This window comes from Megasphaera massiliensis, from assembly GCF_000455225.1.
Lineage (GTDB): Bacteria > Bacillota > Negativicutes > Veillonellales > Megasphaeraceae > Megasphaera > Megasphaera massiliensis.
In genome coordinates, this window is record NZ_HF954534.1 from 21,067 (window position 1) to 36,568 (window position 15,502).

At 52.6% G+C, this 15,502-nt stretch carries 14 protein-coding genes, 1 tRNA gene and 1 riboswitch; all 15 genes read right to left on the reverse strand.

The genetic code is table 11. From position 1 onward, the window contains the following. Positions 1 to 12: 12 nt before the first annotated feature. The 15 genes from nadA to TX77_RS01285 all read right to left on the reverse strand — a co-directional run bounded on the left by nadA (position 13) and on the right by TX77_RS01285 (position 15,498). Entirely contained in the window at positions 13 to 918 is a 906-nt protein-coding gene (gene nadA / locus TX77_RS01215; protein ID WP_044503023.1) for a quinolinate synthase NadA, read from the reverse strand. Positions 919 to 1,159: 241 nt separating this feature from the next. After that, positions 1,160 to 2,416, reverse strand: coding sequence for an NAD(P)-dependent malic enzyme (locus TX77_RS01220; protein WP_044503024.1), 1,257 nt, complete (start codon positions 2,414 to 2,416; stop codon positions 1,160 to 1,162). Positions 2,417 to 2,440: 24 nt separating this feature from the next. After that, a complete protein-coding gene (locus TX77_RS01225; RefSeq protein WP_044503025.1) occupies positions 2,441 to 3,853 on the reverse strand; it encodes an aldehyde dehydrogenase family protein in 1,413 nt (470 codons plus the stop codon). Between the two features lie 111 nt (positions 3,854 to 3,964). After that, the gene (locus tag TX77_RS01230) at positions 3,965 to 5,281 is read right to left on the reverse strand and encodes a branched-chain amino acid transport system II carrier protein (protein WP_044503026.1); all 1,317 of its coding nucleotides are present in this window, start codon (positions 5,279 to 5,281) and stop codon (positions 3,965 to 3,967) included. An 85-nt stretch (positions 5,282 to 5,366) separates the two neighbouring features. Beyond that, positions 5,367 to 5,465: riboswitch (SAM riboswitch) on the reverse strand. A gap of 73 nt (positions 5,466 to 5,538) precedes the next feature. After that, on the reverse strand, positions 5,539 to 6,186 hold the full coding sequence (gene nth / locus TX77_RS01235; protein WP_044503027.1) for an endonuclease III: 648 nt from the start codon (positions 6,184 to 6,186) through the stop codon (positions 5,539 to 5,541). A 1-nt stretch (position 6,187) separates the two neighbouring features. Then, positions 6,188 to 7,021, reverse strand: coding sequence for an ATP-dependent sacrificial sulfur transferase LarE (larE, locus tag TX77_RS01240; protein ID WP_044503028.1), 834 nt, complete (start codon positions 7,019 to 7,021; stop codon positions 6,188 to 6,190). 133 nt (positions 7,022 to 7,154) lie between these two features. Beyond that, on the reverse strand, positions 7,155 to 8,606 hold the full coding sequence (locus tag TX77_RS01245) for a nicotinate phosphoribosyltransferase (RefSeq protein WP_044503029.1): 1,452 nt from the start codon (positions 8,604 to 8,606) through the stop codon (positions 7,155 to 7,157). A 182-nt stretch (positions 8,607 to 8,788) separates the two neighbouring features. Then, the gene (locus tag TX77_RS01250; protein ID WP_044503030.1) at positions 8,789 to 9,724 is read right to left on the reverse strand and encodes a transketolase family protein; all 936 of its coding nucleotides are present in this window, start codon (positions 9,722 to 9,724) and stop codon (positions 8,789 to 8,791) included. Further along, on the reverse strand, positions 9,721 to 10,539 hold the full coding sequence (locus tag TX77_RS01255; RefSeq protein ID WP_044503031.1) for a transketolase: 819 nt from the start codon (positions 10,537 to 10,539) through the stop codon (positions 9,721 to 9,723). Before TX77_RS01255 ends, TX77_RS01250 begins: the two co-directional genes overlap by 4 nt. Before the next feature lie 281 nt (positions 10,540 to 10,820). Then, positions 10,821 to 11,660 (reverse strand): 3-methyl-2-oxobutanoate hydroxymethyltransferase, encoded by an 840-nt coding sequence (panB, locus tag TX77_RS01260; protein ID WP_044503032.1) that lies wholly within the window; start codon positions 11,658 to 11,660, stop codon positions 10,821 to 10,823. Continuing rightward, complete coding sequence (locus TX77_RS01265) at positions 11,653 to 12,525, reverse strand: Rossmann-like and DUF2520 domain-containing protein (protein WP_044503033.1); 873 nt, start codon at positions 12,523 to 12,525, stop codon at positions 11,653 to 11,655. Before TX77_RS01265 ends, panB begins: the two co-directional genes overlap by 8 nt. A 275-nt stretch (positions 12,526 to 12,800) precedes the next feature. Continuing rightward, on the reverse strand, positions 12,801 to 13,094 hold the full coding sequence (locus TX77_RS01270; protein WP_044503034.1) for a helix-turn-helix domain-containing protein: 294 nt from the start codon (positions 13,092 to 13,094) through the stop codon (positions 12,801 to 12,803). A gap of 182 nt (positions 13,095 to 13,276) precedes the next feature. Further along, a tRNA-Val gene (locus TX77_RS01275) sits at positions 13,277 to 13,353 on the reverse strand. A gap of 268 nt (positions 13,354 to 13,621) precedes the next feature. Continuing rightward, positions 13,622 to 14,461 carry a DUF4357 domain-containing protein gene (locus tag TX77_RS01280; protein WP_044503035.1) on the reverse strand — a complete coding sequence of 280 codons (840 nt, stop codon included), beginning with the start codon at positions 14,459 to 14,461 and terminating at the stop codon, positions 13,622 to 13,624. 107 nt (positions 14,462 to 14,568) lie between these two features. Then, a complete protein-coding gene (locus TX77_RS01285; RefSeq protein WP_044503036.1) occupies positions 14,569 to 15,498 on the reverse strand; it encodes a site-specific integrase in 930 nt (309 codons plus the stop codon). Between the last annotated feature and the right edge of the window lie 4 nt (positions 15,499 to 15,502).

Consider the following 15,502-nt stretch of genomic DNA (forward strand, 5'->3'; position numbering starts at 1 on the left):
ATCTACCTTCTTCTATTTGGCTAACTCCAGCATCCGTTCCAAAGCCTGAACGGCCTTCCCTGCCATCTTGGCATCGACAAAGACTTCGTTCGTTTCGTCGCGCAGGCAGTCACGGACCTTTTCCAAGGTGACCTTCTTCATATTGATGCAGTACGCATCTTCCATGGCCGGATAAAAGACCTTATCGGGATTCCGCGTTTCCAGCTCATAAAAGACGCCGCCTTCGGTTCCGATGATGAATTCCTTGGCATCCGACGAACCGGCATAGTCGATGATGCCTGACGTGCTGCCGACGTAATCGGCCAGGGCCAGGACTTCCTTGCGGCATTCGGGATGGGCCAGGAACAGGGCCTGAGGATGAGCGGCCTGTACCTTCTTTACGTAGTCCGGATCGACCGTATCGTGACGGGGACAAAAGCCCTGATTGAGGATAAAATGCTTATCCGGCACCTGGGTCGAAACGTAGTGTCCCAGGTTTTTATCCGGCGTAAAGAAAATATTCTTCTGGGGCAGCTTCTTGACGATCTTGACGGCATTGGACGACGTGACGCAGACGTCGGACGCAGCTTTTACGGCTGCCGTCGAATTGACGTAACAGACGACGGCCAAGTCGTCATACTCGGCGCGGGCCTTTTCGATCGTCGCCGTATCGGCCATGTGGGCCATGGGACAGGACGCCGTCCGATCGGGCATGAGGACTTTCTTTTTGGGATTGAGCATCTTGGCGCTCTCACCCATAAAATCGACGCCGGCAAAGACGATGATTTTAGCATCCGTTTCAACGGCCTTTTTGGCCAGACCAAAGGAGTCGCCGACGTAGTCAGCATAGGCCTGAACCTCATCGGGCACGTAATAGTGGGCGAGGATAATGGCCTCTTTTTCTTTTTTCAGGGCAGCGATCTCATCTTCAATATACACAGGTTTCCATCCTTTCAGGGAAACGGGACCGCCCTTTGGACAAGTCCCGTTCAAACCGCCAGTCCCTAAGGCTGACGACAATTTTTATTTACATCAATTATACCCTATTGACCGATTTTTGACAATACTACTGTCATGACAATAGAAATCAGGCCGGTATGCAATGTCGTTCTGCCAAAGACAAACAAAAGCCGTCCTTCAAGACAAAGGTCTCAAAAGACGGCTCATGATCATCATAACGTTAGTGCCCATTGACCGATTCCGACACGGCGCGGAACTTGGCAATCGTTTCGGCCGCTTCCCGGCGGATGTCTTCGGGATCGCGGGTGATGCGGGCGACGCCGCTGTCCATGGCCGCTTTGGCAACGGCTGCAGCGACGGCCGGAGCTACCCGTTCGTCAAAGGCATTGGGAATGACGTGGTCTTCAGCCAGTTCGTCGTCCGAAACTAAGGAGGCGATGGCATAGGCTGCGGCCAGTTTCATATCCTCGTTGATGCTGCGGGCCCGGACGGCCATAGCTCCGCGGAAGATGCCCGGAAATACCATGACGTTGTTAATCTGGTTAGGCGCATCGGACCGCCCCGTACCGACGACTTTGGCACCGGCTTCTTTGGCCGAGGCGTAGTCCGTTTCGGGAATAGGGTTAGCCATGGCAAAGACGACGGCGTCGGAAGCCATGGATTCGATGAGCTCTTTCGTGAAAATATGCGGTGCCGAAACACCGAGGAGGAGGTCGGCGCCCTTGACGGCATCGGCCAGGGTCCCCTGTTTCTTCGCCTTGTTGGTCACGTCTGCCAACGCAGCCTGGACGGGATTGAGGCCTTCCATGCCGGCATAGAGGATGCCCGGACGGTCGACCATGGTGACGTCTTCGGCACCGGCCCGGACCAAGAGGCGGCCGATGGAAGCTCCGGCAGCACCGGCACCGTTGATGACGATGCGGGCCGTCTTGAGGTCCTTTTTGACGAAGCGCAGGGCTCCGATGACGCCGGCTAAGGCGGCGATGGCCGTACCGTGCTGGTCGTCATGGAAGACGGGGATGTCCATTTCGCGCTTCAGCGTTTCTTCGATGTCATAGCATTTCGGCGAAGAAATGTCTTCCAAATTGATGCCGGCAAAAGACGGCTGCAGGCGCTTGACCGTTTCGATGAACTCCTTCGGATCCTTCGTGTCCAGGCAGATGGGAACGGCATTGACGCCGCCGAATACCTTGAACAGGATAGATTTCCCTTCCATGACCGGCATGGCCGCTTCCGGGCCGATGTCGCCCAAACCGAGGACGCGGGTCCCGTCCGATACGACGGCAATCATATTGCCCCGGCAGGTCAGGTCAAAGGACAGATCCGGATCTTTGGTGATCTCCCGGCACGGCTGGGCAACGCCCGGCGTGTAGAGTACACTCAAATCGTCGTTGGTCTGTAAGACGGCCCGAGGGAAGGTTTCGAGAATCCCCTGTTTACCTCGGCGGATCTTCATGGCTTGTTCATCAAAATTCATGTCAAAAAACTCCTCTACAATAGTTTATGCGTTAAAAATAGCTTGCGGTTCTGTAAATTCGAGCATCCCGTCTTTGCCGCCTTCACGGCCGAGACCGCTGTCCTTAAAGCCGCCAAAAGGCGCTGTGACGTCGCGCGGGCTGCCGTTGACGTAGACGTTGCCCGACAAGATGCCTTCGGCAACCTTCGTCGCTTCTTCCTTATCGGGACCCCAGACGGCACCGTTGAGGCCGTACTTGGTATCGTTGGCAATGGCCAGGGCCTGGTCGACACTGTCATAAGTGAGGACGCAGAGGACGGGCCCGAAGATTTCTTCTTGGGCAATGGTCATGTCGTTGGTCACATCGGTAAAGACCGTCGGATTGATGAAGTACCCCTTTTCAGGCGCTTCCGGACGGCCGCCGGCCAGGACCGTCGCCCCTTCTTCGATGCCTTTGGCAATGTACGAATCGACGATCTTCCACTGTTCTGCCGAAGCGACAGCGCCGACTTTCGTCGTTTCCAAGGTCGGGTCGCCGACCTTATATTCCGGCAGGACCTTGAGGATGATGTCTTCGATTTCTTTTTTCGCTTCCTTCGGGATGATCAGCCGCGACAGAGCCGTGCAGGTCTGGCCGCTGTTGAGCAGGAGCGAATTGAAGCACATGCGGACGGCCTTTTCATAGTCGGCCCCGGGCAGGATGATAAAGGGTGATTTGCCGCCCAATTCCATGCTGATGCGCTTCATAGAAGCCAAGGCCCGCTGGGAGACCTTGATACCGGCTTTGGTCGAACCCGTAAAGGATATCATGGCGATATTGGGGTCGTCGCAGATAGCGTTGCCGATTTCACCGCTGCGGCCGGGGATGAAGTTGAAGACGCCCTTCGGGAAGCCGGCCCGATCAAAGGCTTCGGCCAAATAATAAGCCGTTACCGGCGTAGACTGGCTGGGCTTCAAGACGACGGTGGCACCGACTAAAATAGCCGGGATGACTTTCTGGATAACCTGGCCCAAAGGATAGTTCCACGGCGTGATGCAGCCGATGACCCCTAAGGGACGGCGGTAGACGACGGACTGGGGCAGTTTTTCGACTAAGGGCAGGTCCGGGGCCAAGTCGATATAAGACTGGGTCCGTACGAACTGGTAGGCGATGTGGTTGGTCTTAACGAAGGAAACGGGGATGCCCAATTCCTTGACGGTGGCATCGACCATCTGCGGTTCAAACTGAATGAGCTCTTTAAGCAATTTTCTCATAAAATCAATTCGTTCTTCCATCGGCCTTGCCGCCCACGCAGGAAAGGCCTTGGCTGCAGCAGCTGAGGCAGCGGCGACATCCTGTTCACCGGCAGCGGCAACGGTCGTGAAAACTTCCTTCGTCGCCGGATTTTCAACGTCGATGTATTGGCCGGATAAGGGAGCTACCCACTGGCCATCGATATACAATTTTTTAAAGTCCATGAAAAAAACCTCCTTTGCGCTGATTTATGCTACCATTATAGATAGAAATTCTCCATTGTGCAACAAAAAAGGCATCGTACTCTGAAAAATTTAAGTACAATGCCTTTACCATTATTTTGCCTCGACTTCCAAGGCCTCCGATTCCGACGCGAAATGCCCCAGAACAGACCCGCCGACAAGACCGACGACAAAGGGAACGATCCAGCCGAAGCCGTACACCGACAAGGGAACGGCAGCGACGATGGCTTTGGCAACGGCCAGGCTGCTAAGGCCCGGCAGGGATTCCAAGCAGGCGAAGACCGTGACCAAGTAGACCGAACCCTTATAGGCCCACTGATTGGGAAGCAAGGGACCGACGATGCCCAACACCAGCAAGGCCAGGCACGGCGGATAAGCGACGCCGAAGATCCAGCCGATGTAGGTGACGATGCCGTCGACGCCGAGGAAGGCCGTCAGGGCCGAGAGGATCGAGCAGGCGACAGCCGCCTGTTTATAAGTGATGCGGCCACCAACGGTCGTACTGGTGAATTCCGCAACGGCAGCGATCTGACCGATGGCTGTCGTCAGGCAGGCCAAGACGACGGCGATGCCCATGGGAATCATGACCCAGGTGCCGATGCGGTGGATGATGGCTACCAAGAGTTCAGCCCGGCCGATGGACTGGGGATAGTAGGAACTGACGCTGGCCCCCATGTAGAGCAGGCTGCCGTAGATGATGAGCAGCAGGACGAAGGAGACGACGCCGCAGTAGATGAGGACCTTATTGCGCTGGCCGACGCCCGTATAGCCCTTGCCGCGAATGGAGCTGAGGAAGACGGCAGCCATGATGAAGCTGACCAGGACGTCGCCCGTATTGTAGCCGCCGAGGAAGGCATTGACGAAGGGATTGTCTGCGGCAGGTTCCGCCGGCGTCCCCAAGGGGAAGAAAATCCCGGCAATGGCGATGGCCACCAAAATGAAGGCCAAGGCCGGCGTCAAATACTTGCCCATGCGGTCCATGACGTTATGCGGGTCGGCGACGAAGAAATAGCAGAGCAGGAAATAAAGGACGACTAAAGGAATCATGGGCGCTGCCGGAAAATTCCCCTGTACGCCGAGCTGGATGGCCGTCGCCGCCGTCCGCGGAATGGACACGAAGGTACAGACCAGCATCAAAGCCGCCAAGAGAATGCGGTACGTATATTTTCCGACCTTGTCCGTAATCGTATGGACGTCGCCGTTGAGGCCGATGACGATGAGCGTAAAAATAGGCAGGAAAATCCCCGACAAGGTCAAGCCGGCCAGGCCCGACAAGAAATCACTGCCGCTGTTGAGCCCCAAGTGCGGCGGAAAAATAAGATTGCCGGCCCCGAAATAGGTGGCAAAAAAAGCAAAGCCCAGGATGATGACATCCCGTTTCCGAATCGTCTGTCTGCTGGAATCATTCATAAGAAAAGTCCCCCCAACCCCATAATAAAGAATAAGTGCATCATACAAAAAAGAGGCGCTGCCCTCAAGCTGCGCCTCAATTCACATCATATCTTTCAGGAATAGCCTGTAGGAATTGGCACCTTACCATTGGCAGGTTGCCGCAGCGTCATCGGGCCCATCCCTCAGCTGCTCTGGATATTGCGGTATGAAATTTTGTATGTATTGCTAGTATTTTATAAAACTTTTCGCTGTTTGTCAATAACTTTTTAACAAAATTACTTCTTCGACGGCTTATTTTGACTTCCCGGGCATAAATCAGAGAGGAAGCATTCGTCGCATAAAGGCTTTCGGGCCTTGCAGACCCGTCGTCCGTGCCAGATGAGCCAATGATGAGCCCGGCTCCACCATTCCTTGGGAATGGCCTTCTGCAGTCCCTTTTCGACTTCAAGGGGCGTCTTGCCCTTGGCCAGCTGAAGCCGATTGGATACGCGGAAGACGTGGGTATCGACGGCGATGGCCGGGATGTCGAACAAGACACTGACCAGGACATTGGCCGTCTTGCGGCCGACACCGGGCAGTTTCACCAATTCGTCAAAGGTCTGCGGTACTTCACCACCATAGTCTTCACAGAGGATGGCGCAGTTGGCCAGGATATTCTTGGCCTTGCTGTGATAAAGGCCGCAGGTGCGAATCTTTTCTTCGAGGCCGTCGAGGCCGAGGGACAGCATCTTTTCTGCCGTATTATATTCCGGGAAGAGGCCGGCCGTCACGATATTGACCCGTTCGTCCGTGCACTGAGCCGACAAGATGACGGCAATCATCAGTTCAAAGGGCGAATTGTAGTGCAGGGCCGGCTTCATGATGCCGTATTGATCCTGGAAACGCTGGAGCATTTCATCTTTTACTTTCTTGGTAACAGCCATATCACTTTACTTCCTCATCGGTATCGATGACATCATTGAGACTTCCCATTTCATAGCCGCCAAGGTCGAGGGTAACGTAGGAGAACCCCGTATCCTTAATGGCCCGGACGATTTCCTGGCGATGGGCCAACACCGACGGGATCTCGTCTAAGCCGACTTCGATACGGGCTACGTCGCCGTGATAGCGGACCCGCAGCGACCCTTGAACGTAAGGAGCCACAGCGGCTTCGGCAGCATCGATCTGAGCCAGGAGATGCGGCGTCAGGCGGACGCCGTAAGGAACGCGGCTGGCCAAACAAGCGGCACTCTGCTTATTCCAGGTCTGGAGACCGAATTCCTTCGACAGGGCCCGGATATCGGCCTTGTCTAAGCCGGCTTCGATCATGGGACTGCGGACCGAATCAGACAGCTCTTTAAGGGCCTTCATGCCCGGCCGGTAATCGCCGAGATCGTCGACATTGCCGCCGTCGATGACCCACTGATAGCCTTCGGACCTAGCTAGGTTCACCAAGGCCGTGAAGCGAATCTTCTTACAGTAATAGCAGCGTTCCGGCGGATTTTCCACAAACGTCGGATCGTCGAACTCCGTCGAATTGACCAACCGGTGTTCGACGCCGATGAATTCCGCCATGGCCTTGGCATCAGCCGCTTCACTCCCCGGCAGGGTGGCCGATACGGCCGTAATGGCCAGGACCTTATCACCCAGCGCTTCATGGGCGGCATAGGTCAAAAAAGTACTGTCCACGCCGCCGGAAAAGCCGACGACGACACTGCCCAGCGACTTTAATATATCTTGCAGTTTTTCATATTTCTTGCGCGTATCTGTTGAAACCATAAGGATTCCCCCTTATACAATAGTGCAGAAAAGGCGCCTTCTCCCCTCTTCCCGAGAGGGCCCCCAAGAGCCGCCGCGGAAAGGAAAGCAGAAAGAGCCTCCCTGTTCGGCCATCGTCCCCTCAATGGCCGGCTTAGAAGAAATGAGCCGATTCTTCCTTCAACACGGCATCCCGCAGGGCCGACAGCTTGCTGCTGCGCTGGACCCACATTTCTTCCGGATTGACCAAGCGCAGGTATTCAGGCCACAAGGTCTGAATCTGTTCATCGGCATAGGTCATGATGTCCTTGAGATTCGGTTTTTTATATACTAATTCACCCTTTTTAAAGATAGGGATGAGCATTTCCTGAACGCGGTAGGTCCCGGCCGGAATCGTCCGGAAACGCCAGGGAGCCTTGTCGCTCTTTAAGAGCAGATCCTTCGACTCATCGATGCTTTCCCCTTCGAGGATGATGATGTCAGCCTTCATCTTGCCCGTCTTCTTGTCATAGACGCGAAGGACGTTCTTGAGGCCCGGATTGGAAATCTTTTCGGCATTGTCGCTCATCTTGATCTTCGGTACGAACTTGCCGTCGTCGTACTGTCCGACGAGCTTGAAGACGCCGCCCAAGGACGGGCTGTCCTTGGCCGTGATGAGGTTGGTGCCGACGCCCCAGGAATTGATGGCGCAGCCCTGGGCTTTTAATTCGGAAATGAGGTTTTCATCGAGGTCGTTCGAGGCCGCAATGATGGCATCGGGGAAACCGGCAGCGGTAAACATCTTATGGGCTTCCTTCGAAAGATAAGCCAAGTCGCCGCTGTCGAGGCGGATACCGTAGACCTTGGGCAGGGTTCCGGCCGCCTTCATTTCCTTGAAGATCGTAATGGCATCGGGAACGCCCTGCTTCAACGTATTATACGTATCGGCCAACAAAATGAGGTTGTTGGGATACTGTTCGGCATAGTGACGGAAGGCTTCCAGTTCCGACGAGAAGCTCATGACCCAGCTGTGGGCCATCGTCCCTAAGACGGGCATGCCGAATCTGGCCCCGGCCAGGACGTTACTGGTCCCATTGAAACCGCCGATCATAGCCGAACGGGCGCCGTAGACACCGGCCGATTTGCCCTGAGCGCGGCGCAGGCCGAATTCCATAAGATTGTCATTGCCGGCAACAGTCCGAACGCGGCGAGCTTTCGTGGCAATGAGACTTTCATGGTTCATGATCATGGACATGCACGTTTCCAAGAGCAAGGCTTCGTCCTTCTTGGTCTGGACGCGAAGGAGGACTTCCTGCGGAAAGGCGACGGTGCCTTCGGGCATGGCATAAATATCGCCGGTAAAGCGCAGTTCCTTCAAATAATCGAGGAATTCCTGACGGAAAAAGCCGGTACTCTTCAAGTACGCCAAATCATCGTCGCTGAAGTGGATGTTTTCCACATAGTCGATGAGGTGTTCCAAGCCGGCGACGACCGTATAGCCTCCCTTAAAAGGATTACTGCGGTAATAGCGGTCAAACACGCACTGCTGCTCGTGCTTGCCTTCAAAAAATAAGCCCTGCATCATCGTCAACTGATACAGGTCTGTCAACAACGCTTTCGTGTACAAAATAACTCGCCTCCAAAAAGATGTTATACCTATTATACATCAGTTAGTCCAAAAGAGATAATCAATTACCGATTTTGCATGCTTTTCAAAATGTTATACAAACTTAGCATGACAGCCCTTTATGTATGCCGGATATGAAACAAGCTGCTCTTCCGATTCATACAGGATGAGCAGCTTGGTCATTATTTTCTTTTCATAACCTTACGGGCAGCGGCGATGACGTCTTCGGCCGATAAATGATAGGCCTTCAATAAATCATCGGGCTTCCCCGATTCGCCGAAGCGGTCCTGAATGCCGACCAGTTCGACGGGAATAGGATGATGCTGGGCCAAGGCTTCGCAGATGGCACCGCCCAGGCCTCCCATGATCTGATGTTCCTCGCAGACGACGGCCGCCCCCGTTTCAGCCGCACAGGTACAGATCGTATCGACGTCGAGGGGTTTTACGATGCGGACGTTTACGACGCGGGCCGAAATCCCTTCCTTTTCAAGGGCTTCTGCCGCCACCAAGGCTTCATGGACCATGAGGCCGTTGGCAAAGAGGGTCACATCGGTTCCGTCGCGGAAAACAGCCGCCTTATAGAGGTCAAAAGGCGTGTCTTCCGACGTAATGACCGGTGCCGGATTGCGGCCGAAGCGGACGTACGACGGCCCCTGAATGTCATAGACGGCCAGGGTCGCCTTGTACGTTTCCCACCAGTCGCAGGGCGTGATGACCGTCATGTTGGGAATGGTCCGCATGAGAGCGATATCCTCGAGAGCCTGATGGGTCGCTCCGTCGGGACCGACGGAAATGCCGGCGTGAGCGCCGCCGAGCTTGACGTTTAATTTATTATAGCAGACCGTGTTGCGGATCTGTCCCCAGCCGCGGCCCGTCAAAAAGACGCCGTACGTCGACACAAAGGGGACGAAGCCCGTCAAAGACAGGCCGGCTGCCGTGCCGACGAGATCTTGTTCCGAAATGCCGACATTGATGTATTTATCCGGGAATTCCTTGCGAATCCATTCGGTCCGCGTCGACTTGGCCACGTCGGCGTCGAGGACCATGACGTCATCGTGAAGGCGGCATAATTCTAAGAGGGCCTTGCCATAGCCGTCACGCATCGGTACTCGGTTCATGACCGCACCTCCAATTCTTTCATAGCCTGCTCGTACTGGGCTTCATCGGGCGCAGCCCCGTGCCATTCGGCCTGGTTTTCCATATAAGAAACACCCTTGCCCTTGACCGTCTTGGCCAGGATGACCGTCGGTTTATCCGTGCGGGCCTTGGCCTCCCCGTAGGCATCATAGAGGGCGTCCGTATCGTGGCCGTCGACGCGCAGGACATGCCAGCCGAAGCTGTCCCACTTGGCATCCATGGGCTCCATATCCTTGATGCCGGCCATGGAATCGACGAGCTGCAAGCCGTTGCAGTCGACGATGAGACAGACGTTGTCCAAATGGTGCTGACCGGCAAAGGCCGCCGCTTCCCAGACCTGTCCCTCCTGCTGCTCACCGTCGCCGATGAGACAGAATACCTGCTGCATCTGCCCCTTTCGCTTCAAGCCCAAAGCCATGCCGTTGGCAATGGACAGGCCCTGCCCCAAAGAACCGACGGCACAGTCGAGACAGGGCAGCTTCTGCAGGTTAGGATGGCCCTGAAGGGGACTTCCTACGGTCCGCAGCGTATCGAGCCATTCCAAGGGGAAATAGCCCTTATGGGCCAGGGTGCTGTAAAAAGCCGGCGCCGCATGGCCCTTCGACAAGACGAAACGATCCCGTTCCGGCGCATGAGGCCTGTCGGGAAAACACGTAAATATATCGGTAAAATAGAGCGTGGCCATAATTTCGACAGCCGATAAAGAGCTGCCCGGGTGGCCCGACCCGGCACGGTAAATAGACCGCACGGTATCCCGCCGTATCTGCATACAGACGTCGCGTAGATCATGCCTCATGAACGCATAGCCTCCTAATAATATACAGGTCGATTAAGAAAAAAACGCCGCAGTACTCCCCTTTCATCGGGCAGGCGGTACGCGTGCGTTCGGACAAACGACCTCAGTTATTCGCTTCCGTTTCTTCAATTAATTGTACAATGATTACATACGCAAGTCAATCGCAATCAACGGCCCAAAGCCGCTTTATGCAAGTATCGCAAGGGCCTCTCCCCCATCTCCAAAACGCAAAAAAAGCCCTGTCAGAAAAGACAAGGCTTTCTCAGCAATTGTAAAATCGACTACTCCTTCATGGCTTTGACGACTTCCGGATCGACAGCAAAACTATATTCCTCATTGGGGAAACTCCGATCCTGTACGTCTTTGATGTACTGACCGACGGCATCGACGATGGTCTGATGGAGGTCGGCATAGGTCTTGACGAACTTCGGACGGAAACCGCCGCTCATGCCGAGGAGGTCCGTGCAAACCAAGACCTGACCGTCGCAGACATTGCCGGCACCGATCCCGATAGTGGCCGCCTGTTTCAAGGCCTTCGTAATTTCCGCTGCAATATCCGTCGGTACGCATTCCAAGACGATGGCAAAGGCACCGGCTTCTTCTAGGGCCAAGGCTTCCTGAATTAAGCGTTTCGCCGTTTCGGCATTTTTCCCCTGCACGCGGTAGCCGCCGAGCTGATGGACCGACTGCGGCGTAAGGCCGATATGGCCGACGACGGGAATGCCTGCCGTCGTCATGGCTTTGACAGCTTCACAGACACTGGCGCCGCCTTCTAATTTTACGGCATCACAGCCCGTTTCCTTCATCAACCGTCCGGCATTGTGAAGGGCCTGGCAGACACTTTCCTGATAGCTCATGAAAGGCATGTCGGCGACGACCAAAGCCCGCTTCGTCCCGCGGACGACAGCTGCCGTATGATGGACCATATCATCCATGGTGACCGGCAGGGTCGACGTATGACCCATGACGACGTTGCCCAAAGAATCACCGACGAGGATCATGTCGATCCCGGCTTCGTCGACGTTCTGCGCCATGACATAGTCATAAGCCGTAATCATGGAAATGGGCGTCCCTTCCCCTTTCATTTTCTTGATGGTCAGATTCGTTACTTTCTTATTCATTGTGAACTCCTTCCGCCATCGCAAGGATTTCTTTCAGTACTTCATACTGGTTTTCCGTAATCGTTCCGTTTTCTAAAGAGAGTTCTCCCGCGGCCCGGCTAAAGGCACAATAAGGCCCCACCAAATCGGCCGGCATGACTTCCAGGTGTTTGGCCACCGTCCCCGTATCGCCGCGAGAAACAGGCCCGGTCAAGGCCTTCTGCCAGCGATCGGTGCCTTCGAGGTTTCCTACCGTCCCCTTAAGGAGAGGCATCAGCGACTGTGCAGCCTCCTTGTCCGTCTCCGTCCAGCGCCGCATGAGCCGCTGCCCGAGCGCGACAGCCGTCACGACGTAATTGGAGCAAAAACAAGCAGCGGCGTGGTAGAGGACCCGTTCTTCCGGCGGCACAAAAAGAGGCTTGCTGTCAAGAGACGTCACCAGCGAAAGGGCCGCTTCCTTAGCCCGGTCATCGCCGTCGACAGCCATATAAATATGGCGTAGCAAATCTCCCGACGGTGCGGCAAAGCTCTGCAGCGGATGAAGGCTGCCTACAGAAAATCCCAAGGCCGACAACGGCTCAAGAGAAGACAAATCCATGGCCCCGCTGCAGTGAAGGATAACCGTATCACAAGCCCCGTCATCCCCGGAAAGAGCCTCTGCCAGCGCCCCGGCAACGCTCCCGATCACATCGTCACGTACCGTCAGCAGCAGGACATCACAGTGCCGAAGAAGATCGGCCCCGTCGGAATAGGCCTTGACCTGAAGGGACTGCGCCCGCTGCGTCGTATGTTCTTTTGTGGAACAAAGAATACCTTCAACGGCCGAAGGCATGGCTAAAACAAAAGAAGTGCCGACTCTGCCGGCACCGATAATCCCTAAACGCATGATGTACTCCCTCAAAAAAAGCGCATTCCACCCGGGAATGCGCACAAAAAGCCTACGTCTACAAATTTCGTCCCAGTCTTTCGATCCAAGCGACATGCTATGAAATTAAAAATATGTGCAGCCGAGACCTTAGCGGTACGGATCCCACGGATTCCGTCCAATCCCGGTTACAACTACAGAATACACTATTTGTGAAAATTTTACCAATATCATTTAGGAATAGACATTCATCTTCGCCCGGCGCAATCGAGATAATAGAACTATCTGAACATCCTTCAAATAGAGATTTTCTTATTGGCAATTAAAGCCAGCAATCGACGCGACGGACCGGACGGCTTATTCCTGCCCGACTCCCAAGCTTCCACCGTCTTTAAAGATACGCCAAAGAACTCGGCAAATAACGCCTGCGTATACCCCATGCCTTGCCGAATCGCCTTAATGTCCTGAGAAGAATACGATGCCAACGGTTCAATCACAATCCTTCGAGTACGCCGCGGCAACGCTTTAGTTCGAGTATCAGCTATAGCTTCTTCTAATGCCCCGGACAAGATATCAAAAGCTTCACTCATATCAATCACCTCTATCCCCATCATACCCTATTCAATCGGGTATAATCAAGAAAAGAACCGGCTGTATCTTAAACAAATAGCTAGCGCCCTACGCCGCACGTCGTTACAGATACGCCGTAATTAGGGCAAAAAAATAAACATATCCGAATCGGCATTCCTGCCACATTCGGATATGTTTGCTGTGGTGGGCGGTAATGGATTCGAACCATCGACCCCCTCGATGTCAACGAGATACTCTAACCAACTGAGCTAACCGCCCTCAATATGAATTTGTCATGCGACTTTATTATTATAACGCATCCTCGATGTCTTGGCAAGTCCTTTTGATTATTTTTATTTTGAAGGTCAGTCACATAGTAAATAAAGATTCAGACATTGCAAAGAAACTGGCCTGCAATGTCTGAATCTTTTAAGCATATCTTTTATTTCAACTTACCTACAGGATAGGTTCAACCTAAATCTTTTGACGACCTTATCCATCCTTAACTGCTCTTTGTACTAAAAGACTATCGCGTATAGTACCTACCTCAAGATTCATGAGATTCCTTGTCCTTAATGCTCTGGCCATCTGGATACAACCACATAATTCGACCATTTGCACTTCCGCCAATAATACAGGCAGCAGCCGTAGAAGGGCTGTCGAAAGCTACATTCTCGACGAAGCATCCGTTTTTAATTTTGTTCTCAGCGATCAACATTCTTCGACGGTTATGGATAGAATTAGGGCACGACGGGCGTTCTACTGCACTGAAACTGGAGCCCTTGCACACGACAAAGCGATTCCCCGCAATATAAGCCGTTGCCGCGACCTGTCTACTTGCAAGATGAAGAATTTCTATATCTGATTTACTGTGCGTATAGCCAAAAATCCCATTGGGAAATATATCCAGGTAAAATTCGATATCTTGAATATAATTTTCACAAGTATGTATCTGCCCTCCGTTAAGATGATAATGTCGTTTTCTAAACGACCGCGTACAATTCATCTTTTTAGGACTAGTAGTCAGACATTTTCTAAAGTGATTATGTGCATATTCACACATGGCATTTTCAATGAATTGCAGCTCATTACTACTGATATTCGGATCGGCAAACTTGCACCCTAAAACAGTATGCCACGATGAATCGATGTCGCCTGAATGCGTATTCAAAATTCTTCTTTGAATCGTATCCAATCCCGTCTGTCCAACATATACCGCCTCGGATGCAACAAGGAGCAAATAAATACCCGGCCCATTTAATTCATTTTCATAGTCCTTTATATTTTCTTTTTTGACTTTAATTACGGATATTTTCGATGAATCGCTGCTCATCGTAACGGTGCCCTCATAAGTACCATCCGCTAAATATATTTTTAGGCCGCGCATTGAACAATCACTCCTTAAATTATATTTTTAGATCGACTTGCTTCTAACTGAGGCCGCATGTCGATTTTTGTGTAAAAATCCTCCATCGGCGCAGTCTCATTTACTAGTTACATAAGATTAGACAATGATCGCATAATAAGATCTATATCCTGATTTTCAAGTTCCTGTATAATATGCAGATATGTTTTCTGTGTAGTCGTCATACTGGCATGCCCGAGCCGCCGTGCCACACTTGCAATGGAAACCCCGGCAAAAAGCAGAATAGATGCATGGGTATGACGAAGTCCATGAACAGAAATTACAGGAATTTCAAGTTTCTTACAGCAACGTTCCAGGATATCATTTACAGTAGAATTATATACCTTTTTCTTGGTGATAAAAATCGGTTTATCCGGCGGCATATCTTTAACAAGAAAAGCAAATTGCATAATTACTTGCCAATCAATTTGAATTTTTCGGACAGAAGACTTATTCTTTGTCGGCGAAAAACCTCCCCCATTTTTATAATCCCATGTTTTGCTGACAGAAAGTGTCTGATGGGCAAAGTCAAAGTCAGCCGGAGTGATTGCAAGGGCTTCTGAAAAACGCATTCCCGTCTTGGCAACCAAAAGGATAAACCAGTCCCAATTAACCTCATTCCCGAGATTCAGGCTTTTCAATAACGTATGAAGTTCAAACTGATTCAAATATTTGATTTTCTTTTGGGACTGGGCTTTTCCTTTGATAATAACTTTTCTGGTCGGATCGCGAGGGATAAGACCTTCATCAACAGCATCAAGGATTGACCCTTTTAACTGATGATGAAAATCCATGGTTGTCTGACGTTCATGTTCCTTGGCATATTCGTTAATGATTTGCTGATAGGCCACCCGCGTCACATCGCAAAGTCTAAGATTCGGAGCCAGACGCTCCAGCCAAGAAAGGCTCATACGGTACTTAGAAAGGGTCACACTGCGAATAGCGCCTTCCTTATACACAGCAATCCAGTTTCGGTAATAATCCTTCAAATAATCCGTTGATCTGTTTTCAATTGCCATAAGT

Excerpts from the sequence above, each read along its gene's own strand:
- TX77_RS01220 (WP_044503024.1), bottom strand. The coding sequence starts at position 2,416 with ATGAATTTTGATGAACAAGCCATGAAGATCCGCCGAGGTAAACAGGGG.
- TX77_RS01225 (WP_044503025.1), bottom strand. The coding sequence starts at position 3,853 with ATGGACTTTAAAAAATTGTATATCGATGGCCAGTGGGTAGCTCCCTTA.
- TX77_RS01230 (WP_044503026.1), bottom strand. The coding sequence starts at position 5,281 with ATGAATGATTCCAGCAGACAGACGATTCGGAAACGGGATGTCATCATC.
- nth (WP_044503027.1), bottom strand. The coding sequence starts at position 6,186 with ATGGCTGTTACCAAGAAAGTAAAAGATGAAATGCTCCAGCGTTTCCAG.
- larE (WP_044503028.1), bottom strand. The coding sequence starts at position 7,021 with ATGGTTTCAACAGATACGCGCAAGAAATATGAAAAACTGCAAGATATA.
- TX77_RS01250 (WP_044503030.1), bottom strand. The coding sequence starts at position 9,724 with ATGAACCGAGTACCGATGCGTGACGGCTATGGCAAGGCCCTCTTAGAA.
- TX77_RS01255 (WP_044503031.1), bottom strand. The coding sequence starts at position 10,539 with ATGAGGCATGATCTACGCGACGTCTGTATGCAGATACGGCGGGATACC.
- panB (WP_044503032.1), bottom strand. The coding sequence starts at position 11,660 with ATGAATAAGAAAGTAACGAATCTGACCATCAAGAAAATGAAAGGGGAA.
- TX77_RS01265 (WP_044503033.1), bottom strand. The coding sequence starts at position 12,525 with ATGCGTTTAGGGATTATCGGTGCCGGCAGAGTCGGCACTTCTTTTGTT.
- TX77_RS01270 (WP_044503034.1), bottom strand. The coding sequence starts at position 13,094 with ATGAGTGAAGCTTTTGATATCTTGTCCGGGGCATTAGAAGAAGCTATA.
- TX77_RS01280 (WP_044503035.1), bottom strand. The coding sequence starts at position 14,461 with ATGCGCGGCCTAAAAATATATTTAGCGGATGGTACTTATGAGGGCACC.
- TX77_RS01285 (WP_044503036.1), bottom strand. The coding sequence starts at position 15,498 with ATGGCAATTGAAAACAGATCAACGGATTATTTGAAGGATTATTACCGA.